General features: G+C 34.9%; 18 protein-coding genes and 1 pseudogene. 11 read left to right on the forward strand and 8 right to left on the reverse strand.

The window, feature by feature from the left end; translation table 11 throughout:
• Nucleotides 1-19: 19 nt before the first annotated feature.
• The 4 genes and pseudogenes from BM371_RS16580 to fmt form a co-directional block, all read left to right on the forward strand.
• A pseudogene (locus BM371_RS16580) lies at nt 20-1,126 on the forward strand (OmpA family protein); the annotation flags it as partial.
• A 51-nt stretch (nt 1,127-1,177) separates the two neighbouring features.
• Nucleotides 1,178-2,635, forward strand: coding sequence for an OmpA family protein (locus tag BM371_RS16585; RefSeq protein WP_034673102.1), 1,458 nt, complete (start codon nt 1,178-1,180; stop codon nt 2,633-2,635).
• Between the two features lie 78 nt (nt 2,636-2,713).
• Nucleotides 2,714-4,615 carry a RecQ family ATP-dependent DNA helicase gene (locus BM371_RS16590; protein ID WP_034673100.1) on the forward strand — a complete coding sequence of 634 codons (1,902 nt, stop codon included), beginning with the start codon at nt 2,714-2,716 and terminating at the stop codon, nt 4,613-4,615.
• A gap of 75 nt (nt 4,616-4,690) precedes the next feature.
• Entirely contained in the window at nt 4,691-5,638 is a 948-nt protein-coding gene (gene fmt, locus BM371_RS16595) for a methionyl-tRNA formyltransferase (RefSeq protein WP_034673098.1), read from the forward strand.
• 113 nt (nt 5,639-5,751) lie between these two features.
• On the opposite strand, the gene ribB is transcribed toward fmt, so the two are convergent.
• The 3 genes from ribB to BM371_RS16610 form a co-directional block, all read right to left on the reverse strand.
• On the reverse strand, nt 5,752-6,873 hold the full coding sequence (ribB, locus tag BM371_RS16600; RefSeq protein ID WP_034673097.1) for a 3,4-dihydroxy-2-butanone-4-phosphate synthase: 1,122 nt from the start codon (nt 6,871-6,873) through the stop codon (nt 5,752-5,754).
• Nucleotides 6,874-7,169: 296 nt separating this feature from the next.
• Nucleotides 7,170-8,171 (reverse strand): LLM class flavin-dependent oxidoreductase, encoded by a 1,002-nt coding sequence (locus BM371_RS16605; protein WP_081874517.1) that lies wholly within the window; start codon nt 8,169-8,171, stop codon nt 7,170-7,172.
• A 271-nt stretch (nt 8,172-8,442) separates the two neighbouring features.
• Nucleotides 8,443-10,572, reverse strand: a complete 2,130-nt coding sequence (locus BM371_RS16610) for a helix-turn-helix domain-containing protein (protein WP_034673095.1) — start codon at nt 10,570-10,572, stop codon at nt 8,443-8,445.
• Between the two features lie 92 nt (nt 10,573-10,664).
• On the opposite strand from BM371_RS16610, the gene BM371_RS16615 reads away from it, so the two are divergent.
• Nucleotides 10,665-11,105 (forward strand): hypothetical protein, encoded by a 441-nt coding sequence (locus BM371_RS16615; protein WP_034673093.1) that lies wholly within the window; start codon nt 10,665-10,667, stop codon nt 11,103-11,105.
• 255 nt (nt 11,106-11,360) lie between these two features.
• Here BM371_RS16615 and BM371_RS16620 read toward each other — a convergent pair whose 3' ends face one another.
• Nucleotides 11,361-11,876, reverse strand: coding sequence for a gamma carbonic anhydrase family protein (locus BM371_RS16620; protein ID WP_034673092.1), 516 nt, complete (start codon nt 11,874-11,876; stop codon nt 11,361-11,363).
• Nucleotides 11,877-12,029: 153 nt separating this feature from the next.
• Here BM371_RS16620 and BM371_RS16625 point away from each other — a divergent pair, with 153 nt between their 5' ends.
• The 4 genes from BM371_RS16625 (at nt 12,030) to BM371_RS16640 (ending at nt 14,721) form a co-directional block, all read left to right on the forward strand.
• Entirely contained in the window at nt 12,030-12,908 is an 879-nt protein-coding gene (locus BM371_RS16625) for a NifU family protein (protein ID WP_034676919.1), read from the forward strand.
• A gap of 84 nt (nt 12,909-12,992) precedes the next feature.
• Entirely contained in the window at nt 12,993-14,015 is a 1,023-nt protein-coding gene (hemH, locus tag BM371_RS16630) for a ferrochelatase (protein ID WP_034673089.1), read from the forward strand.
• Between the two features lie 212 nt (nt 14,016-14,227).
• The gene (locus BM371_RS16635) at nt 14,228-14,455 is read left to right on the forward strand and encodes a hypothetical protein (RefSeq protein WP_034673087.1); all 228 of its coding nucleotides are present in this window, start codon (nt 14,228-14,230) and stop codon (nt 14,453-14,455) included.
• On the forward strand, nt 14,455-14,721 hold the full coding sequence (locus BM371_RS16640; RefSeq protein WP_034673084.1) for a hypothetical protein: 267 nt from the start codon (nt 14,455-14,457) through the stop codon (nt 14,719-14,721). The genes BM371_RS16635 and BM371_RS16640 overlap by 1 nt, the downstream gene beginning before the upstream one ends.
• A 127-nt stretch (nt 14,722-14,848) precedes the next feature.
• Here BM371_RS16640 and BM371_RS16645 read toward each other — a convergent pair whose 3' ends face one another.
• Nucleotides 14,849-16,060, reverse strand: coding sequence for a type IX secretion system plug protein (locus tag BM371_RS16645; protein WP_034673082.1), 1,212 nt, complete (start codon nt 16,058-16,060; stop codon nt 14,849-14,851).
• Between the two features lie 71 nt (nt 16,061-16,131).
• On the opposite strand from BM371_RS16645, the gene BM371_RS16650 reads away from it, so the two are divergent.
• Complete coding sequence (locus tag BM371_RS16650; RefSeq protein ID WP_034673081.1) at nt 16,132-16,770, forward strand: MBL fold metallo-hydrolase; 639 nt, start codon at nt 16,132-16,134, stop codon at nt 16,768-16,770.
• 121 nt (nt 16,771-16,891) lie between these two features.
• On the opposite strand, the gene BM371_RS16655 is transcribed toward BM371_RS16650, so the two are convergent.
• Genes BM371_RS16655 through BM371_RS16665 form a run of 3 tightly spaced genes read right to left on the reverse strand, consistent with a single transcriptional unit; the run spans nt 16,892 to nt 22,066 of the window.
• Nucleotides 16,892-19,330 (reverse strand): TonB-dependent receptor, encoded by a 2,439-nt coding sequence (locus BM371_RS16655; protein ID WP_034673078.1) that lies wholly within the window; start codon nt 19,328-19,330, stop codon nt 16,892-16,894.
• Nucleotides 19,331-19,355: 25 nt separating this feature from the next.
• Nucleotides 19,356-20,834, reverse strand: coding sequence for a trehalase family glycosidase (locus tag BM371_RS16660; RefSeq protein WP_034673076.1), 1,479 nt, complete (start codon nt 20,832-20,834; stop codon nt 19,356-19,358).
• A 2-nt stretch (nt 20,835-20,836) separates the two neighbouring features.
• Nucleotides 20,837-22,066: an MFS transporter gene (locus BM371_RS16665; RefSeq protein ID WP_034673075.1), complete on the reverse strand. Its 1,230-nt coding sequence runs from the start codon at nt 22,064-22,066 to the stop codon at nt 20,837-20,839.
• Nucleotides 22,067-22,187: 121 nt separating this feature from the next.
• On the opposite strand from BM371_RS16665, the gene BM371_RS16670 reads away from it, so the two are divergent.
• Nucleotides 22,188-23,093, forward strand: coding sequence for an AraC family transcriptional regulator (locus BM371_RS16670; protein WP_034673073.1), 906 nt, complete (start codon nt 22,188-22,190; stop codon nt 23,091-23,093).
• Nucleotides 23,094-23,224: the final 131 nt, after the last annotated feature.

Raw genomic sequence — 23,224 nt, forward strand, 5'->3', positions numbered from 1 at the left:
AACAAATAAAACATATTGTATGAAATTAGGTTTATTATTATTGGCCGCTTTGCCTATTGCTACTTATGCTCAGGACAGTATTTCTGTAAATTCTACCAACGAATATCCCAATACTTTTTCTTCAGGGTCTTCAAATGTTCAAAAATTTGACAACAAAGCAAGAAGATTCAGAGACTGGTCTATTTCCGTAGGTGGTGGTGCTGCATTTATGGCCAACTCGGATCTTTCATCTTTTTATGATAAGAAGGTCAACTGGGGATATAACACTTATGTCAGCATAGACAAGCAGATTTCACATACTTTCGGATTGAGTATTATTTACCAGAGAGGTGAAACCAATCAGAAAGGAATGATGGATGGCGCACGTGGGCAACTTGCCGGCGTAGGAGTTGCAAAGACAAAGTACAACCAAATTGCCGTACTAGGAGACATTAATTTTTCGAATCTTTTAAGAAGAGTTGACAATTATTCTACTTACAGATGGGCATTCCATGGTTATGGAGGTTTAGGCTTAATGAATTACAACACATCATTACATGATAATGATGAATTCAGATGGAGCACATCACCTAAACGCGCACCATTATTCATTGATCAGAAATTAGACATCAATTCTCTTTATTATCAGTTTGGAGCAGGTCTTAAATTTAATGTTTCAAAGCTTATTGACATTGAAGCCAGAGCAATGTACATCATCAGTGGTGATGATGAATTTGACGGCGGTGGATGGGCAAGTCCTGCAGATTACGATCCTGCAAGCACCAATTCTAAATATAATATGATCAACGATAAAAGATCAGATAACATGTTTACTGTAAATTTGGGGGTATCATTTAAATTAGGAAAACAAATGTCTCATCTTGCTTGGCATGATCCTTTACAGGAAGCTTATTACAGAATGAATGTACTGGATAACAGTACAAACGAACTTGTTGTATGCGAAAAAGGAGATAATGACAACGACGGTGTTTGCGATGATTGGGACAGAGAGCTTAATACTCCTGCAGGAGCAAGAGTTGATGGTGCCGGTGTAGCTTTAGATATGGATCTTGATGGCGTAATCGACTTGTACGACAAGTGTGTTACGGTTCCTGGTTCACCTGATAACAATGGCTGCCCTACCAACTAATTTGCAATCACAACATATTCATTTAATTAACAAATAAAAAAATACACTATGAAATTAAGTTTAGCAATTGTTGCCTTAGCATTGGCTGTACCTACAGTGAGCTATGCACAAGATTCAATAGCCGTAGCTTCTACAGACGAATATCCAAATACATTTTCTTCAGGCTCTGCAAACGTTTCACCTTTTACACAAAAGTCTAAAAGATTTAACGATTGGGCAATATCTGCCGGAGTTGGTGTTCCACTTTTACAGTCTGGAGATTTAACATCTATAAAAAACGGTAACGGTAAAAACCTATTTGGTTATTCTGCTTATGTAAGTATTGACAAAGCGATTACTCATGCTTTTGGTATTAATCTACAATACGACAGAGGAGAAACAAGACAAGGTTGGTTCAATACAAAAGATGCTGCTCCTGCTGATTTAAGCCAGGTAGGTGCAAGAACTCAATATGATGCAATCTCTTTATTGGGAGACATCAACTTCTCAAACCTTTTAAGAAGAGTTGATAACAAATCTACATACAGATGGGCATTACACGGATATGGAGGTATTGGTACAATAGCATACAGAGCTTATCAGAAAGATGCTACTGGACAAAGACTTATGACGGAAATTAAACCGTTTAAACTTGGTTCATTCTTTGGACAAGCTGGTGCCGGAGTTAAATTTAAAGTAAACAGAAGAATAGATCTTGAAACTAGATTGATGTATGTCTTCACAGGTGATGATGAATTCGATGGTGGAGGTTCACAATATAGCGCTATCAACCAACGTGAAGAGCAGGTTTCTGATAACTTCTTCAACGCTACAGTTGGTGTTTCTTTAAAATTAGGAAAACACGAATCTCACTTAATGTGGCATGATCCATTGCAGGAAATCTATTACAAATTGGATGTTTTGGCTAACAAAAACCAGGATATTGAAGTTTGTAAAAAAGGAGATGCTGATAACGATGGTGTTTGCGACGATTGGGACAGACAGCTTGATACTCCTGCAGGTGCAAGAGTTGACGGTGCTGGTGTAGCTTTAGATACAGATCTTGATGGTGTAATCGATCTTTACGATAAGTGTGTAACTGTTCCTGGTCCGGTAGAAAACCAAGGATGTCCATTGACACCTACGACTACTGAGCCAACAGGACCTGTTCAAGAATCTGTAAGCAATATGGAAGGAATTGAGTTTGATTTAAATTCTGACAGAATTTTACCATCAAACACACCAATCCTTAACAATGCTGTAAACTATATCAATTCTTCAAATGGTACTTATACTGTAATTGGAGCAACTGATACAAGAGCTTCTGATGAGTACAACCAAAAACTATCTGAAAGAAGAGCAAACAGCGTTAAAAATTATTTAATTAAAAACGGTGTAGAAGCTTCTAAACTGAACGCTGTAGGTAGAGGTGAAAAAGACCTTAAATATCCTGAGTGTGATCCTGCTACTAAATGTCCTGAATGGAAAAACAGAGCAAACAGAAGAGTTTACTTCGAAGCTAAATAATAAAATTTTCTTATTATAAAATTAAAGTCACGCAATGCGTGACTTTTTTTGTCCCGATACTTTTATTACATTTACCTTATGATTTCTCCACAAGATTTTAATGAATTAAAAAACAAAACCCTGAAGCATTTTTGGGGATACGATCATTTCAGAGATTCGCAGGAACAAATTATTAACTCTGTGATCAACAGAAAAGACACATTAGTTCTGCTTCCGACAGGAGCCGGAAAATCTTTGTGCTATCAGCTTCCTTCATTATTGCAGGAAGGAACCTGTCTGGTTATTTCTCCTTTGTTGGCATTGATGAAAGACCAGGTCAATCAGTTAAAATTCAGAGGAATTGAAGCAGAATATCTAAGCTCGGAATTGGATGAATTTGATGCGGAAGTTATTTACAACCGTTGTAAAGATGGCTTAACGAAATTATTGTATGTTTCTCCAGAAAGGCTTACCAATAAATTGTTTATTCAGCAAATGGAAGAAATTCAGCTGTCATTTATTGCGGTAGATGAAGCGCACTGTATTTCAGAATGGGGGCAGGATTTCAGACCAAGCTATCAAAACATTAAAGATTTCAGAAAAAACAATCCAGAGATTCCATGTTTAGCTTTAACGGCAACGGCAACCCCGAAAGTTCTGGATGAAATTAAGAATAAACTAGAGCTTAAAAATCCACAGATATTTCAGAAGAGTTTTAGAAGAGACAATATTAAAATATTCTCAGAGGAAGTTTCAGATAAATATCAAAAGGTTTTCAACATTCTTAAATATGCAAAGGAGTCGGGAATTATCTATGTAAGAACCCGAAAAGAGGCAGAATTACTTACCGAATTTCTTCACCGAAATAAAATTCAGAATGTTGATTATTTTCATGCAGGATTATCAACCAAAGAAAAAAATGAAAGACAGAATTTCTGGAACAATAGCGACCAAAATGTTTTGATTTCTACCAATGCGTTCGGAATGGGTATTGACAAAGACAATGTACGTTTTGTGATTCATTTTTCGCCTTCACAATCGATTGAAAATTATTATCAGGAAATTGGTCGCGCCGGAAGAGACGGCAAAAAAAGTTATGCATTCATGTTGTGGAATCAGCAGGAGATTTCAAATATTGATCAGATCTTAAAAAATCAGATTCCTAACAAAGCTGAATTTTTAAAAATAATAACTTATCTATATTCTAAATTTCAGATTGCAGAGTTTGAACTGCCCGAAAAAGTTTTTCAATTAAATACTTCAGGGATACAGAGTTTCACCAAACTTTCAACAGCAAAAATTAAAAATGTTTTAAATTTTCTTCACACTCAGGAAATCATTTTTTATAACAGTAATAAAAGCTTGTCATCGCTTGAGCTTTTAATTAAACCGGATGAAATCGATCAGCTTCCCGCCAAAGATGCTTATTTTGTTGAACTTTTACTACGCTCAGTTTCTGGAATTACAACACATAAAGTGATGTTCAGCGAACAAAAAGTGAGTGATAAAATCGGAGTAAGCATTCATCTGATCAAAGAACGCTTAAAAGAGCTTCAGCAAAAAAATTATCTTGAATATATCGACGGCGCTTTGGCTTCTGTAAAGTTTCTAAAACCTCGTGATGAAAGGTCAAACGGTGGAATTTACTGGAAGCTTTTTGAACATATTCAGAAGAATAAAATTCAGAAATGGGAAGAAATGAAGTTTTATATTGAGGATCATCAATACTGTAAAATGAAACTTATTCTCTCCTATTTTGGTGAAAAGAATTCTAAAAACTGCGGTCAATGTGCCGTTTGTGAAAAAAACAAACAATCTATTTTCGGGAAGAATGTTTCTGATGAGATCGTAAAAGTATTAGGTAAAAAGCCTGCAACAATCGAAGAAATATCGGTTCAGCTACAGTTTCAAACTAAAGAAAATATTTTAGAAAATTTAATATTCTTACTGGATTCGGGAAAAGTGAAAATGCTGAATTTTAGAACATACGCTTTAACATGAGTAATTGATAATAAGTAATGGAAATTCATAACGCTTAATTTCTAACTTATAACTCAAGAGTTTTATCTTTGTACCATGAAATCATTGAAAGTCATTTTTTTAGGTACTCCGGAGTTTGCAAAGACCTCTTTGGAAGCTATTCATCAATCCCATCACAAAGTTGTAGGCGTTGTAACGGTTGCCGATAAAGCAAGCGGACGTGGACAAAAAATTAATCAATCGCCCGTAAAAGTTTTTGCAGTAGAAAATAATCTCCCGGTTTTTCAGCCTGAAAAATTAAGAAATCCTGAGTTTTTAGAAGAACTAAGAAAATTAGATGCCGATGTTTTCGTAGTGGTTGCTTTCAGAATGATGCCTAAAGTTTTGTTTGAAATGCCTAAAATGGGAACTTTCAATCTTCATGCTTCATTACTTCCTGATTACAGAGGCGCTGCTCCGATTAATTATGCCGTAATCAACGGTGAAGAAAAAACAGGCGCAACCACATTTTTTATCAATGAAAAAATTGATGAAGGAAATATTTTGCTACAGGAAGAAATTCCGGTTTTGGAAAACGAGAATGCGGGACATCTTCACGACAGATTAATGGAAATGGGCTCAAAATTAGTCGTAAAAACTTTAGACGGCTTAGCTGAAAACTCAATTACAGAAAGACCTCAACCTCAGGTTGAACATCCTAAAAATGCCTATAAAATTTTCAAGGAAGACACAAGAATCGACTGGTCGAGAACATCAAAAGAAGCTCATCAGTTTATTTTGGGAATGTCGCCTTATCCTTCAGCTTTTACCACTTTAATAATTGGCGAAGAACAAAAAGGATTAAAAATATACGGCGGAAAATTCGAACTTTTAAATCATGGAAAACCTGTCGGAAGTTTAGAAATCTCCAAAAACGATTTTAAAATCTACACAAAAGATGGAGTTTATTATCCTTTAGAATTACAGCTTGAAGGTAAAAAAAGAATGAATATCAAAGATTTCCTGAATGGGTTCAGAAATTTTGACGAAATAAAAATGGCTTGAGAAATCAAGCCATTTTTTATTGTGAATGGTAAAAAGTCAATTTTGCTTTGCAAGTGAATTTAAATCTAATCAAAAATTGACAACGAAGTGAATTCACCATTGACAATTCACTATTAAAGCTGAACCATCTCTGTCACCTCAACGTCATATCCTCCAACCTGAGGTTTTACATTAGGATTCTGAGTGATTACTTTAAATTTATTGATTCCTAGGTTTTTAAGAATCTGTGTTCCGATCCCATAATCTCTGTAATTGAACGCCAAAGTAGGATGCTGCTGCTGTCCGTCCTGATAATTCAGGAACTGCTGTAATTTTCTTAATGTATTTTCAGAATTTGAAACGTTGTTGATGAAAATTATCGCACCTTTTCCAGCCTCATTAACCATGTTGGTTACTTTTTCCAATAAAGGTTTTTCGCCATTATTCAGTCTTGTCAGTACATCAAAATAAGAATCTGAAGACTGTACTCTCACCAAAACAGGCTCATCAACCGTCCATGAACCCTTCGTTAATGCAAAATGGATCTGATCATTAGAAGTTTCTCTGAAAGCAAAAAAATCATACTCACCATAAGCGGTATTTACTTTTCTTTCTTCAAGTCTTTCGATCAGGTTACCTTTTTTAAGCTGATAATGAATCAGATCTTCGATGGAAACAATCTTCATATCATGCTTCTGAGCAAATGCATAAAGTTCAGGTAAACGAGACATTGAACCATCTTCATTCATGATTTCACAAATAACACCACCTTCTTTCAAACCTGCAAGACACGTAAGATCGATCGCAGCTTCAGTATGCCCTGCTCTTTTTAGAACACCACCTTTTCTAGCACGAAGCGGGAAAATATGACCAGGACGCATAAAATCTGTAGGTTTAGATTTTTCATCCATCAAAGCTAAAATTGTTTTCGCTCTGTCACTCGCAGAAATTCCGGTAGAAGTTCCGTTTCCTAAAAGATCGACAGATACTGTGAAAGCAGTTTCTTTTGGATCGCTGCTTCGGCTCACCATCACATCAAGACCCAACTCATCACATCTTTTCTCAGGAAGCGGCATACAGATCAAACCTCTCCCATGGAATGCCATAAAATTGATGATTTCAGGTGTTGTCAATTCAGCTGCACAAAGAAAATCTCCTTCATTTTCTCTGTCTTCATCATCTACAACTATGATTATTTTACCATTTTTAAGGTCTTCAATCGCCTCAGGAATAGTATTTAATTTAATATCAGACATTTTTACTTTAAATTTTCGCAAAGATAATCAATAAAATAAGCATCGACAATTAATATCAGTGGTTTGTTTTAAGCCATAAATTTTAACCACAAGAAGTTTTTAACACATGAGTCACATTAGTTTTAGTTTAAAATATTGAAAACACTTTAGAACATATAAGATTTGAAAATCAAAGATTTTCATTAAATGCTTAGTGCAATAGGCATGCTCTCATGTTTAAATTAGAAATTATTTCCTTTATAATTCTAACAAACCGGCTGTAACTCTCCCTCTCAAAAATCTTTATGACTTATGTGTTATCCAACTAAAGAATTTTTCGCTTTCCTAATGATTTTATATGACTCCAATCTTTTCTGATGGTCGTAAATGTGAGAATTAATCATCAGTTCATCAACCTGATATTTTTCCTGAAAGTTTTTAAGTTGCTCTGCAATTTCTTCTTGGTTTCCAATAAAACTGAACTTTAATTTCTGTAAAACCATCGATTTTTCCATGGCTGACCAAATTTCGTCCATATCTTCAACCGGAGCAGGAAAAGGTTTTCTGTCGTTTCTGATGATGTTGATAAATGCCTGAAATAAAGTAGTCGAAAGAAAATGTGCTTCTTCGGAAGTTTCTGCAGCAACTCCGTTCACACAAGCCAAAACAAAAGGTCGATCTAAATATTTCGAAGGTTCAAAATGTTCTCTGTAAATTTTAAAAGCCATATCCATCTGTTCGGGAGCAAAATGTCCTGCAAAAGCATAAGGAAGTCCCAGCTCGGCAGCCAACCAGGCGCTGTCTGTGCTCGAACCGAGAATATACATCGGAATATCTAAACCTTCACCAGGAATCGCCCGAACCAAAGCGTTTGAATTTTCTTTCGAAAAATATTTCTGCAATTCTAAAATTTGTCTTGGAAATTGTTCATTAATGATTGCAGGATTTCTACCCAAAGCTTGAGCCGTCAAACCATCAGTTCCGGGAGCTCTTCCCAAACCCAGATCGATTCTTCCGGGAAAAAGCGATTCCAAAGTTCCGAATTGTTCAGCAATCACGAGCGAACTGTGATTCGGAAGCATAATTCCACCTGAACCGACTCTTATTTTCTTTGTTCCGTTGGCAATAAAACCAATCAGAACGGATGTTGCAGAACTTGCAATGCTTTCCATATTGTGATGTTCGGCAAGCCAGAATCTTTTATAATCTAAATTTTCAGCGTGATTTGCCAAAGACAAACTATCCTGAAAAGTATCGTGAATGGTCTTTCCTTGTTTTACGGGAGCAAGATCAAGCACGGATATATCAAAATTTTTCATTATAACTAATTTGAATTAGCAAATTTAAAACTAATAAATTGCATTAGTTACTTTTTGTAATTGATGGAATTGATTGGGTGTTGTGGGAAAAACTATTGGAAAAAATATTTAAGTAAAGATTAGTTCTATTATTCTTAAATTAAAAAAACACTTAAATAATTTATATCTAAATTAATTTACGGTTGTTTGTCATTCCGTAGGAATCTACACATTTTAAGTTTATTGAGATTCCTACGGAATGACAAAGTGACTGCTGATTAATTACAAAAAATTAACCGTTATTCTTCTCCTTCTGATACGTAAAATGATTAATCAAAATCCTGATTTCATTAAATTCAAAATTACTTGGTAGAGCATTTTTCCATTCTGTAAGATTTTCTTTTGGATTTTTGTAAAACATTTCTTCAAACGCTTTTATTTTATCGGAAGTGATGACTCTCGAAATATCCAGTAAGCCCTGTTCTGCAAATTTGGCAAGGTGACCGATGATGGTTTCTTTTACCAAACCTCTTTCCAAAGCAATTTCTGAGATGGTTTTCCCTTCCTCGAACAATTGAAAAGTAAGAACCTGAGACGGAACTTTTGCAATTTTCATGCTGACTTCCTTATCATTTTTTTCGTCGAGAAGTTTGGTTTCGAGCAAATGAATTTCTTTTAAACTGTTCAGATATTCTTCAATATCTTCCAACCAATTTTTAAGCTCTTCATTGTATTGCTTTAAGCCTTTTGCACCTTTTATTTCAGCATAAAAATCTTTTAGTGGATTAAAAACTTTGTCTCTGATTTCGGTAAAAAAGAAATTCACAGCACCCTTAGATTTGCTTTCAATTTCTGCCCATTGCTCTTTATTCTCAATAAACAGATTTACTTTTTGGAAAATTACCCTCTCTAATTTTTCGAAAATCTTTCCTAAATTTAAAACATCTCGTTTCAACTGAAGATACAATTGATTAGATTTTGTACGATCGATGCTTTTAGTCACAATTGAAAGATTATTCCATTGTTCTACTTCTTTTAAAAACCATTGACAATCTAGTGTACGAAGCAGTTTTCTGATGCTGTAATCGTACTTTTCCTGATTTAAAATACTTTCAACGTTATCATTTGCCTGAGTTTCACCCTGGAATTTAAGAATCCGGTTATCTTTAAAGATAACATCGGGAGTAATTTTTGATTTTAAAACAATTCCTTCCAAAGTACGACAACGGGACAATGCCACATAAACCTGACCTGCCGTAAAACTTTTTCCGGCATCAATGATCACTTTATCAAATGTCAAACCCTGACTTTTGTGAATCGTCACCGCCCATGCTAATTTTATCGGAAACTGCTCAAAGCTTCCCAAAACTTCTTCCTTGATATTTTTATCGGTATCGAGCGAGTATTTTTTCTGTTCCCAGACTTCTCTTTTTACAACGATTTCTCTTTCACTTCCTTCAAGAATGACCTTGATTTCATTTTCATCTAATGATGAAATTTCACCTAATTTACCATTGAAATATTTCTTTTCACCTGAAATATCATTCCGAATAAACATCACTTGAGCACCAATTTTTAATTCTAAAAACTGATCATTAGGAAACTGATTTTCTTTAAACTCACCAAAAAGTTTAGCTTCATACGTACTTGGACTGACTTTTATATCTTTCAGTTTTTCCTGATTGATGTCGTCTGCCATTTTGTTGTGCGAGCAAAGATAGACGTAAGGTTCATCGCCTGCTTCAAAACCAGGATCGTATCTTTCATTCAGATGATCAAAATCGATATTGGCAACATCTCCGTCACGGATTGCATTTAATATTTCTAAAAATTCCTGATCGGTTTGGCGGTAAACTTTCGTTAATTCAATCGTGATTAATGGAATATCTTTAATTGCCAAACTATCGAAAAAGAAAGGCGAATTGTAAAACATTTTCAAGACATGCTCATCTCTCACCACTGGCGGAAGCTGATACAAATCTCCGATGAACAACATCTGAACTCCACCAAAACGCTGATTATTTCTACGGATAAATCTCAGAGAAAAATCCATCATATCCAAAACATCTGCACGAAGCATCGAAACCTCATCAATGATCAAAACTTCAACTTCTCTTAAAAGTTTAAGCTTATCTTTTCTGTATTTAAAATGTTGCTGAAGATCAATAATATTGTTGGCGATATTGCTATCAATACGATCTGTTGTTGGCAAAAAAGTACGCAAAGGCAAACCAAACATCGAGTGAATGGTAACTCCGCCTGCATTGATAGCAGCAATTCCGGTGGGCGCAACAACAATGTGCTTTTTTTTCGTTTTCTTTACAAATTCGTTAAGGAATGTTGTCTTACCCGTACCCGCTTTTCCCGTAAGAAAAACGCTTCGGTTGGTATATTCTATTAAGTCAAAAAAATGATTATTCATCGCCGGCAAAATTACGGAAAAACTGCGTAAGGAATAAATTTTGATTACCTTTAAAAATTAAATTAACCAACTTTACAATAATCAAACCCAATATGAAAAACATTATTATAAGCTCCACGATAATATTATCGATAACAACAATCTCACTAAGCTCGTGCAAATCAGCAAACAGCGACACCTCTACTTTACCAAAAGATATTTCGGAACGACCTGCCGATGAAAACAGCCAAAAATATGACGAAGCCGCTCTGGAAAAAATAAAAAGTGCCATAGAATCTGAAATCGCAAAAGAAAAATGCACAAGAAATGCAGACTGGGCTTTTGCACCCATCGGTTCTAAAGCTTGCGGCGGACCTTCAGGTTATATTGCTTATCCGAAGAAAATAGAAACTTCCATTCTTCCTAAAATAGAAAACTATACTCAAAAAATGTCAGAATTCAATAAAAAACACAATATTACTTCCGATTGTATGATGGCTCCGGAACCCACTTCTGTAAGATGTGAGAACGGAAAAGCAGTTTTAGTGTTTTAATAAGAGCCAAGGGAAAAGTTAAAAGTAAAAATTTCTGACTAAACCAATCAGAACTTTTTTTATTTAAATCTCTCGCTGATTTTGCAGATTACGCAAATAATCGTTTTAAAATAATCTGCGAAATTTGCTACTGCGAGAAAAGCAATAAGTTTAGGCTAAAGCCGTTGAAATTATTTCATAAAAAACGGGCTAAAGCCCGTTCCTATTGATAAAATTCATTTGAAATGCTTTGTGATTTCAAAACTAAATATATTTTTAATCTTTATACCAAGAAGAATATTTTACATAATTATCTGCAATTCGGTTCACTTCGCCTTCCAAAAGTGCCGCTGAAATATCTTTTATTTTTCTTGCAGGTACTCCACCCCAAACTTCTCCGGATTTGATATGCGTCCCCTGGGTTACCACAGAACCTGCTCCCACAATAGAATTTTCTTCAATTGTACAATCATCCATCACAATAGAACCCATCCCGATTAAAACATTGTTGTGAATTCTGCAACCATGAACAATCGCATTGTGACCGATGGAAACATTATTTCCGATTTCTAAAGGAAATTTTTCGTAAGTACAGTGTAACATTGCATTATCTTGCACATTTACTTTATCTCCCATTGTAATGTAGTGTACATCTCCCCTGATTACGGCATTATACCAAATGCTGCAGTCTTTTCCCATCGTTACATTCCCGATAACCGTTGCCGTTTCTGCCAAAAATGTATTTTCACCAATTTGCGGTGTTTTTCCTAAAAGTTCTTTTATAAGTGCCATTTAAATTAATTTGAAAATTTGATAATGAGTTAATTTGAAAATTAAAATATGAAATCACAAATTGCAAATTACAGTGATAGCAAAAATCTAACTTCCAACACCCAGCTTCTAAGTTCTTATCCGTATTTTTGTACTCTCAAATTTAACGAAAAAATGCGTACGATACTTATAGAGCCAACAGAAAACCCGAAAGTGATGAAATTTGTAGCTGATTACAATCTGATTCCGGGGTCATTGGAGTTGGACAGAGATTCGGATATATCAGAAATTCCTTTAGCACAGGAACTTTTCAATTATCCTTTTGTGGAAAGAATTTTCATTACCGCAAATTTTGTGGCGATTGCAAAACAGGACACTGTAGAATGGGAACACGTTGCAGAAAGCCTTAAAAATGTAATAGAAGATGAGCTTTTAGCCAACCCAAGAATTTATTTACAGAAGAAAAAAGAGATGTATGAGATTTATGCTGAAATGACTCCCAATCCGAATGCAATGAAATTTGTTTCGAGCAAAATGCTGATGGATGGTTTTGTAGAAGTAAAGTCGAGAAACGAAGCTCAGGGAGTTCCTTTAGCTCAGGCTATTTTTACTGAATTCGATTTTGCACATGAAGTTTTTATTTCTGATAATTTTGTTGCTGTTACAAGAGACAATTCTGTAGAATGGCACCAGGTAATGATGGCGGTTCGTGGTTATATTGCAGAATACCTTCAAAGCGGTGGCGAAATTTCAAATATTGAAGCTCAGAAACACGAAAATCCTGTAGAAAAAATCATTAACAGAGATTATACAGATGACGAACAGAAAATTTCGGATATTCTAAACGAATATGTTGCTCCTGCTGTAGAAAACGATGGCGGGAAAATTTCTTTAATGGAATATGATGCTGCCAACAAAACGGCAAAGATGTTGCTACAAGGTGCTTGTTCGGGCTGCCCAAGTTCAACTGCTACATTAAAAGGCGGAATCGAAAATATTTTAAAGCAATTCGTTCCGGATTTAGTAGAAAGAGTGGAAGCCGTAAACGGATAAAATATAAGCAATAAATGATGAGTAATAAGTAATTTGCATGCGGATTATTTATTACTCATTATTCATTACCCATTACATATATATATGAAAGGAATATTATTAGTCAATCTTGGATCGCCAAAATCTACTTCAGTACCTGATGTACGAGAATATCTTGATGAATTTTTGATGGACGAAAAAGTGATTGATTACCGATGGTTTTTTCGTGCACTTTTGGTTCAGGGAATTATTTTAAATACAAGACCTGCAAAATCTGCCGAAGCGTATAAAACGGTTTGGACAGATGAGGGCTCACCTTTAATTGTCATTACTCAGAAAATTCAGAAAAAACTTCAGAAGCTGGTTGATGTTCCGGTAGAAATCGGGATGAGATATGCTCAACCAAGTATTGAAGCGGGAATTCAGAAATTGGTAGACCAAGGTGTAAGCGATATCGTTCTTTTCCCGCTGTATCCGCAATATGCGATGAGTACAACTGAAACGGTAATTGAAAAAGCGGAAGAAGTAAGAAAAAAGAAATTTCCGGGTATTAAAATTAATTATGTACAACCTTTTTACAATCGGGAAATTTACATTGACTGTTTAGCAGAAAGCATTAAGGAAAAACTTCCTGAGAATTTCGATGCTTTACAATTTTCTTATCATGGCGTTCCTGAAAGACATATTTTCAAGACAGACCCTACCAATACCTGTAATCTAAATGATTGCTGTACTCGAGAAAACAACCCGAGTCATCAGTTTTGTTACCGCCATCAATGTTTTGATGTGACTAATTCTGTGATAAAAAAATTAGGATTGCCAAAAGAAAAAGTAATGGTAACCTTCCAGTCGAGATTGGGAAAAGATAAATGGATGGAACCTTACACCGATGAAACGTTGGAAACAATTGGTAAAAAGGGAGTTAAAAACCTCGCTATCGTCTGTCCGGCTTTCGTATCTGATTGTCTGGAAACTTTAGAAGAAATTTCTGTGGAAGGAAAACATCAGTTTGAGCACGGTGGTGGAGAAAACTTCCATTACATTCCTTGTTTAAATGATGAAGACCGCTGGATTGATGTCGTAAAAATTCTTTGTGAAGAAAAGCTGAATGAATTTTATTTCGTTTAAAATAAATTTCTTTTAAAAATACATTAAGACACTTAATTTCGGTTTAAGTGTCTTTTTTTATGAATACACCCCATAAAAAATGGGGCAATCTATGATAAAATACATTTATTTAAAAAATATACTAAATTTTATAGGGGTATGTTTTGTTATTTGATATTTTTTATTACCTTTACCCTATCAAAAGACAGGGGTTAGTTTTAAAATTGCAAATAATGGATACAAACGTAGAAATTTTAAAAAGAAAGATAGAGAGTTTCACTCCGGAGCTTATCGATGCGTTTACAAAGATTGTAGATAATCTGGAAACTGTTCAGCAATCTGCAATTCCGCAGTTTCATCTTGATGAAGTTTTGTACAGATTGGAGTTTCATTCTGAAAATCCAAAAACAAAGCTTGATTTTTTTGAAAATATGAATGATCTTGAGAAAAACTGTGCGTAATGAAAGTTTTACTGTCATCTATCGCAAAAAATGACATCAAATTGCTGATGAGGGTTTTCAATGCAGAAGAACAACACAAAGACAAATATTTTCTGAATGATTTAAAAGAATCTATTTACAAAATCCTTAATGATTCTGAAAACACAGATATAAAAAGCAAAGAAATGCAGGTTTATGAAACTGAAAACTTTCCTGTTCAGATTCATTATCTTTTTGAAGACAACGATTGTCTTTTTATCACGGCAATATTCAAGAGCAATAATTGATAAAGCCTTTAGTAAAGAACTTTTTTGACGTTATTATATAGTTTAATTTTTCTGTTGTGTCTTTCTGAAAGACATATGCACTTTTTGACAGAACCTTACAGGCATGCAAGCTGTAAGGTTTTGTATTTTATCTCACTGGTGTTCTGAATTCTCCGTATCCTGCTAAACCGTCGTAATTTCTTCCAAATGGTCTGTAATACAAAAATGCCTGGTATAAATTTTCGGTTTGCCAGAAATTACCGTTGATCTCGCCTAAGTTTAAAGTTCCGTTTGCTTCTTTTGTCGCCAGAATATAATTATAGAAACCTTGTTTCAGATAAATCTTAGCAATGTATTTTTTAGACGCTTCATCATAAAGCATCTGATATTCTTTCGTTGCTTTGAAATCATTAAAACCACCGACTATGTATAATTCTTTATCCATCGGATCAGAATCTAATGAAAAATGCACCCATGAATAATCACCTTCACGATTGGCGTCTCTCTCCAATCCCAGATCGTTTCTTCTGTAATACCAAGCTCCATTTACATCAGGTTGATACTGATAATTTAAAGGATATGCCCAAACCGGATGAAGAAACGTCTGATTCACTCCGTCAACAACTCCCGTTTCGCGAACCATATCTGCAGCCATTCTCATATTTTTGTTATCGAAATAATAAAATTCATTATTCCCAGGAAACGCAAGATTCAACTGTTGGAAAAGCAATTTATTCCCCATTGTTGAGCTTGGTTTCTGGTTGGTAATCTTCATATTCGGATTGTTGTTCTGTATCACGTTCAGCGTCATAGAATTGACATTCGAAGCCAAGTCTCCCGCTTTTGAAACAGCCTGTACTTCTACCCTTTGGTTGATATTCGGCATTTTTGCATCAGCAATTCTAGAAATATTTAAAGCTAAATTTACATTATCTTCATAGATAGAAAACCTCTTTTTAATCAGCGGTTGATCTGCAGAACTTTTATAAACAATTAATTCGAAATTCCCTGATATTTTCGGCTGAATTTTCTCGTTTGGAAAAGTTAATTTATAATGCGTGTAAGGCTGTAATGTATTAAATGAATACTGAAACTGATCTAGCATTGCATTCATCTGTCCGTTTGCAATTTCACTAAAAAACAGATTGTCATCTTCCCAGTTTCTGTCGAAATGTTTAATGGTGTAACGATAAACCTCACTTGAATTGGTTAAGTCATCAAAACTCAGGATCAATTGCTGATTCATACCGATAACCGGCGTCTCATCGTTGGTTTGAGGATTAAACAATTGTACACTCTGAATATTCTGCCCGAAAGCAAATGCACCTAAACTTAGTAAAAATATCTGCAACGTTTTCATTCTTACGAAGATAACGAAAAATGCCCATTTTCCTATTATTATTGTATTTTTGATAAAAATTTAATCTCAATATGTTTCGTATACAGCCTTTCGTATTCAATTTTGCAAGTGAAAATACTTACCTGCTTTTTAATGAAAATAAAAATGCATGGCTCATTGATCCGGGAAATATGAATGAGAATGAGACTCAGGTAATTTCAAGTTTTATTACAGAAAATGATTTAAAAATTCAGAAAATACTGCTTACTCATGCACATATCGACCACGTTTTGGGTTTACAATGGGCTTTTGACACTTTTAAAGTTCCGGTTACAATGCACCAAGACGATAAAGAAGTTTTAGACATGTTCCAAATGAGCGGAATGAGATTTGGTTTCCAACTGGATCATATTAACGTTGATATAGAATATGTAAACGAAGGCGATGAACTTGATTTTGACGGAGAAAAATTTAGAATCTATCACGTTCCGGGACATTCTCCGGGAAGCATCGTTTTTCACAATGAAAATCAAAAATTCATGATTTCAGGAGATGTTTTATTTGAAGGAAGCATCGGAAGAACAGATCTGTACAAAGGAAATTACGAACAATTAATTGAAGGAATTAAAACCAAACTTTTTGTTCTGGACGACGAAACTCAGGTTTTCTCAGGACATGGAAATCCTACGACGATCGGGTTTGAGAAGACATATAATCCGTTTTTGAAGTAGAATGATTTGAGAGTTAGAGAATATTAAGTTCTTTATACCTACCTAAAGCCCGTTCCTATTAAAAACAAAAAACCGTCAGAAAAATTTCTGACGGTTTATCAATTTTATGAAGAAAGTAATTTTAGAAATCCAAAGTAATTGAACCCCTTACTGCAGCACCCATAATCGGCCTTGCCATAATAATTCCGTCTCCGGTTGGAGATCCCGCTCTTGGATCGCCCTCTGTAATTCCTATCGTATTGAAAATATTGGTTCCATCCACTGCAAAACGTATTTTTCCTAACTGATAAGACATTCCTGCACCAACTTCTGAGAACGAAGGCAAAGTTTGTGTATTTTTCTCATCCTGAAAACGTTTACCATAATAATTCATGCTTACATATGTTCTCCATTCTTTCGTAATATTCACTGCAGGAGAAATATTGAAGTAGAATTTTGGCATTCTTCGTACTGTATTCTCATCATAATTAAAGGTTGATCCGTCTGCATTTCTACCGGTGAAATCTTTATACTTCGGACTTTGGATGGTTCCGTTGAAAGCCACTTCCAATAAATTATTAAATAATCTTGCATATCCTTCCAATTCAACCCCCATATTCGTAGTATTAGCAAACTTATTTTCTGAAGTTCCATCAGAGAAAACATCGGTAAACGAAAGATTTTTCAAGGTAGAATAGAACGGAATCACCGCAACATCAAACGTTCTTGAATAATATTTATACCCCACTTCCACCTGATTGGTTGTTACAGGTTTTATTGCCGATAAATCATTCATATTGTTGTAATACGCTTCTTCATTCGGAGATCTGAAACCATTGGAAAAACGCGCATATACTGCATTTTCTCTATTGATTTTGTAATTCAGCGCCGTTGTGAAAGACACTCTGTTTACATCAAAATTCCAATACGTATATTTATTTCCTAAAACAGACATATTATCATCGGCTGTCGTAGTATCAAAACCGTGAGTTCCATCCGTTGTCAAGCCAGAATTATTCAAGTTTCCTGTTGTCGTATTTACACCATAACCTTTGTAGAAGTCACGGCTGTAACGGATTCCTCCATTGAAACTTAAATCATCTGTGATATTGTAATCCAAATTCAAGTAAAGATCATTTAGACTTCCCTGAATCTGGGAATCCCTCAATAGGAAAGACATATCTGTAACTCCGTTATATGTTTTAGAATAACCTGTACTTGTCGGAGACAAAGAAGTATCAACCAAATTCAGAAGCTCTGGCCTGTCTGAGGCTGTGGTCAAAATATTGCTCCAGTTCCAATACTGATGAGATTTCCAATTTGATTTGTAGAAGCCTGCCGTTACATTTCCCTTATCAAATTTATAGTTGAACTGTAAATCGTTCACAAAATTATTCATCTGCTTATCAATTGCCCAAAATCCTAATTCCTGAACATACGCAGGATTCATAACTGCACCTGAACTTACCGAAGAGTATTGAAAAGTATTTCCTGCAATTCCGTTAGCCAAAGCAAATTCTGCCGTCGTTTTTGGTCCGCCTGCCGGGAAAATCCCGGTATAGTTCATATCGATATTGGTATACCTTGTTTTGTTTAAAACAGAGAAATTGTTACCCAAATCATATTTGAATTCAGCTCCCAACACATCAACTTTAGGATGAATTCCGTCTTCTAAATTTCTGCTGAAAAATCCTCCTCCAGCTTGCGGAATATTCAACTGACTGATATTTCTGTAGCTATACGTTCCGTAATTTGCATCAAAACCAGAAAATTCTTTCAGGTCATTTCCATTTTGCACTAAAGGAATCGGCAAAAAGAATGTATTTCTGTCATCTAATTTTTTATAATATACTTTTGCATATCCTTTATCGAACACATATTTCAGGTTCATTCTGATCTGTCCGCCCTGATTGGCTTTAAAACCGGTTTTTCTGATTCCGTCATCCGTTCTGTAAAAACCTCCGACATTGAAGAATAATTTATCCTGAATCAAAGCACCTCCAACATTCACGTCAGTTCGCATTAATCCGTATGTACTTGTTTCCAGTTTTGCAGTTCCTTTGAAATCGTTTCCACCCTCTTTTGTAATGAAGTTGATCAAACCTCCGGGAGAATTCGTTGCAAAAATAGACCCTGAACCTCCTCTCAAAGCTTCCAATCGGCTGATAGAATTATCAACTCTGAAAAAGTTATCCGCATTCGCAAACTGTAAAGCTCCGTCTTCAAAAACTGGCAAACCATCTTCCTGAACCTGCACAAATTCATAAGCTCCGGCAGAAGGAATACCTCGTGCGAAAAGGTTATTTCCGACTTCACCACCTGAAGTTTCTACCGCAAAACCAGGAACTCTTTGGAGTAAAGCCGCCGCACTGATCGGGTTTTGTTTTTGAATTTCTTTTGCTGTAAATGTAGAAATTGCCGTACTCGATTCTATCTTTTTTTTCGGACCGGAGTTACCCGTAATTACAATTTGCTCAATGGATGCCGTTCTTGTAGAATCCTGTGGAGCTTCCTGAGCGTAAGTGTTGTTGAAATAAAATGTTGCAATTCCCGTGAGCAACAAAATAGATTTTTTCGTCATAGCTTTTTTGAATTTTATAGTTTGTTTAATTTTGTTTTAATTTGAGATAGACCCCATTAGTCCACCCGAAACCATCCTGGTTAGGATATTCTCCTCCACCTGCTACCGTCTCTAAGTCCAAAGCATTGTATTTTTCCATCAATTTCCCGGTATTATTATAGACTCTTTCTACATTCGAACACCAATTTTTCTTAATTTTTTCTGCTAATTCATCAAAGCCATAATTTTTCATTGATTGAAAACCTAGCCATTGATAAGGCGCCCAAGCGTTCGGAAAATCCCATTGCTGACCAGAGTTTTTCGTTGTAGTAATCAATCCGCCCTGATAAAGAAATTTCTCTTCAATATTTTTAGCGACAGATTCAGCTTGTTTCTTACTCACTATTTTTAGAAATAATGGATAAAGAGCTGCAACATGTTCAGATGGTGTTGTTGTATTCTTTTTAATGTGATAATCTTTGTAAGTTCCAGAAACTTCATCCCAAAAATATTTATTGATCATCTGTTTACGATCGGCTGCTCTTTTTTTAAAATAGTTTTCTTTTTCAGACAAATTTTGGAGTGATGAAGATTTAGATAGTGTTTTTTCTAAATGCCACAAAAGACAATTCAGATCGACTTCTGCCAAATTCAACGTTTCAATGGTCTTTATACTTTCGCCATCTGCAAACCATCTGCTGGAAAAATCCCAACCCGACTCGCAAGCGCTTCTTATGTTTCTGAAAAATTCTTCTCCTGCATTTTCGCTGTCTTCAATATCAATTAGATAACTTTCAGGACGCGGATCGTTTTCTGAATCAAAATATCTGTTGAGAATATCTCCGTTCGCCGTTTTCACCACTCTTTTAAAAGCTTGGTTATTGTCTACATCCTTTTCACCATTCATCCAAAAAGCATATTCTTTTTCTAATGTGTCGTGATATTTTACGTATATATTCTGGCTTTTAGTAGTCTCAAAAAGTAAATCGAGCATTAGCGAAAAATACGGAGGCTGAGAACGACTTAAGAAATGAGTTCTGCTCGCATTCGGCACAAATCCAACAGTTTGAATTAAATAAGAACAGTTTTCAATAATATTTTCCATCATTTCCACTCTTCCGGAAACTTGTAAACCCAGCATAATGTAGTAACTGTCCCAATAGAAAAACTCATTAAAGCGTCCTCCCGGAACGATATATGGTTTCGGAAGTTTCAGTAGAGTTCCTCTCTCTTCATAAGCGGTTCTGGTCAGCTCATCCCAAAGCTTTTCTATATGCTCATCAATCGGCAGATGTTTTTCCCGTACAACTGAAGTTTTGGTGTCTAAAAAATCAAAATTTGACAAGACAAATTGCTTCAAATCAAAACCTTTCACATTTTTTTCCTTTTCATACTTGGAATTGATTTCATCAACAGGAAATAACGAAACCGCATCGCTCATTGTTTTTTGATCTTCAAAAATCTGAGACCTCTGAACCTCATCAAAAAGAGCCTGAATTTCGTTAATATATAGCTGTTTGTTCATTTTTATTTTTTAGGATTTATTTTTAATTTATTCATAATTATTGCGGACACAATTAACAAAGAAAGCGGAATCAACGAAAGGTAAAATGCCTGTTGCCCACTGAATTCCTGAAACACAAAACCTGTGATAATCGATCCGATCGTACCTCCGATTGCAGAAAAAACTACAATTAAACCCGACATTGCACTGTGTAAATATTTCGGGATTGATGCTAAAATCACAGAATTGATACTTGGATAAATCGGCGCCAATAAACCGCCCATTAATGGAAATAAATACACGACAAGCGGAGCATTTAGCCACGTTGTGTTTATATCAATAAGCGTATTGTGAGTTAATGGTAAAACCAATAAAATACTTATCGCAAAACCAATCACACAAAAGGAAACGACATAAATCCAACTGAATTTCTTTGAGAAAAACCCCGATAAAAATCTTCCCAATGCAAAAGCTCCCGCCAAAACCGCTCCCGCCTGAATACTCATTGAGGTCGGAACTTTTAAAATTTCTTTATAAAAAGTCGGTGTCCAGGTCTGGAAACTCTGCTCAACCAAAACAAAAAGGAAAGCACACAGCAAAAAGAACAATACTTTTTTGTAACTGAATAAGCTAATGCTGTTTTTTAAGTCTCCTAATAAATCTGTTTTCTCACTTTTCGCTTCATTTTCATTCAATTTTGTAAAGAATAAGAACAGAAAAGACAAGGCTGAAAGTCCGCCTAATACCCAATAAACATTCAGCCAATGGGTTGATTTTGGATTGTGGTCATCAATAAATAAGCTGAATAAAACATTTCCCATTAATACGCCAATCATGAAAAACCCTTCCAGATACCCCATAAAACTAGAATGCTCCTTATCTGTATTTGTTACCAATCCGATGGAAGTGAAGACTGAAATTTTGATTAACGCGAAAGAAATTCCGACAATCGTAAATAGAAGTTTGAAAAACCAGAAATTGTTGGCAAAAGGCATCATAAAACACATGCAACTCACCAAAAATAATGCAATCAACATTGAATTTTTAATCCCTATTTTTGGTAAAAATGAAGCCAAAATGAATGAGCAAATTGCAATCGGAAGATCTTTAAAACCCTCCAAAACACTTGCAGAAGATTTTGATATTCCGAAATTTTGCTGCATTTGTAGAATCACTGTCCCTACGGAATTCAACAGGATTGCGAAGACAAAATAATTTAAGAATAAAACTGCTTTTATGTTTAAATTTTTCATTATTAATTTCTTGTCGGTGAAGATAGAAGCTATTCAGTTAACAATAATTTAACTTAGTAAATGAATATTTGAACTATATTAATATAATTTGTATTTTCACATAATTATTATAATTAATTAAATGAAAGTTACATTTGAGCACGTAATATCAGACGAAAAAAGTTCGTTTTGTGTAATTCACAATAATTTACCTGTATCATTGTTAAAATGGGAGTACCACTACCATCCGGAAATTGAGTTGGTCTGTGTGCTTTCAGGAAGTGGAACCCGCCACGTGGGATACCACAAAAGCAATTATACAAACGGAGATCTTGTGTTAATAGGATCAAATATTCCTCATTCAGGATTTGGATTAAATTCAATAGATCCTCATGAAGAAATCGTACTGCAATTTAGCGAAGAAATTTTGCAGTTTCCACAACAGGAAGTGGAAGCGAGATCAATTAAAAACCTTTTAGAATTGTCAAAATACGGGATTCATTTTCATGATGAGGTTCATAAAATGATGCTTCCAAAATTGAAATTGATGTTGGAATCGGAAGGTTATAAAAGGTATTTATTATTGCTTGAAATTTTATTTGAATTATCGAAATGCACAGATTATGAGCTTTTGAATAAAGAAATCATGCCTTACACGATTATTTCTAAAAATAAAACGCGTCTGGAAAATATTTTCACTTACGTTGAACATAATTATGATAAGGAAATTAATATTGAAGATGTTGCAAAACTGGCGAATCTTACGTTGCCTGCTTTCTGTAATTTTTTCAAAAAAGCGACACAGATTACGTTTACAGAATTTGTAAATAGATATCGAATTAATAAGGCCTGTTTGTTGATGGCACAGGACAAAAGTATCTCGGAATGCAGCTATAGTTGTGGTTTTAATAATGTGACTTATTTTAATAGAATGTTTAAAAAATATACCGAGAAAACGCCTTCTGAATTCATGAAGAATTTTGCACAGAATAAGGTGAATGTGGATTTGAAGGTTGAGAGTGAGGTGAAGATTAAAGCTAGTTTTTAAAGTATTTTTGAGATGTTTCGACACTAAATATAATGATTCTTTTAATACTTTATATTTTAAACCTCTCGCGGATTTGGCAGATTGCGCAGATCTTTTTTTAACGCAAAGATTTATGTTTTAGACAATAAAAG

Source organism: Chryseobacterium formosense, assembly GCF_900116415.1.
Taxonomy (GTDB): Bacteria; Bacteroidota; Bacteroidia; order Flavobacteriales; family Weeksellaceae; genus Chryseobacterium; species Chryseobacterium formosense.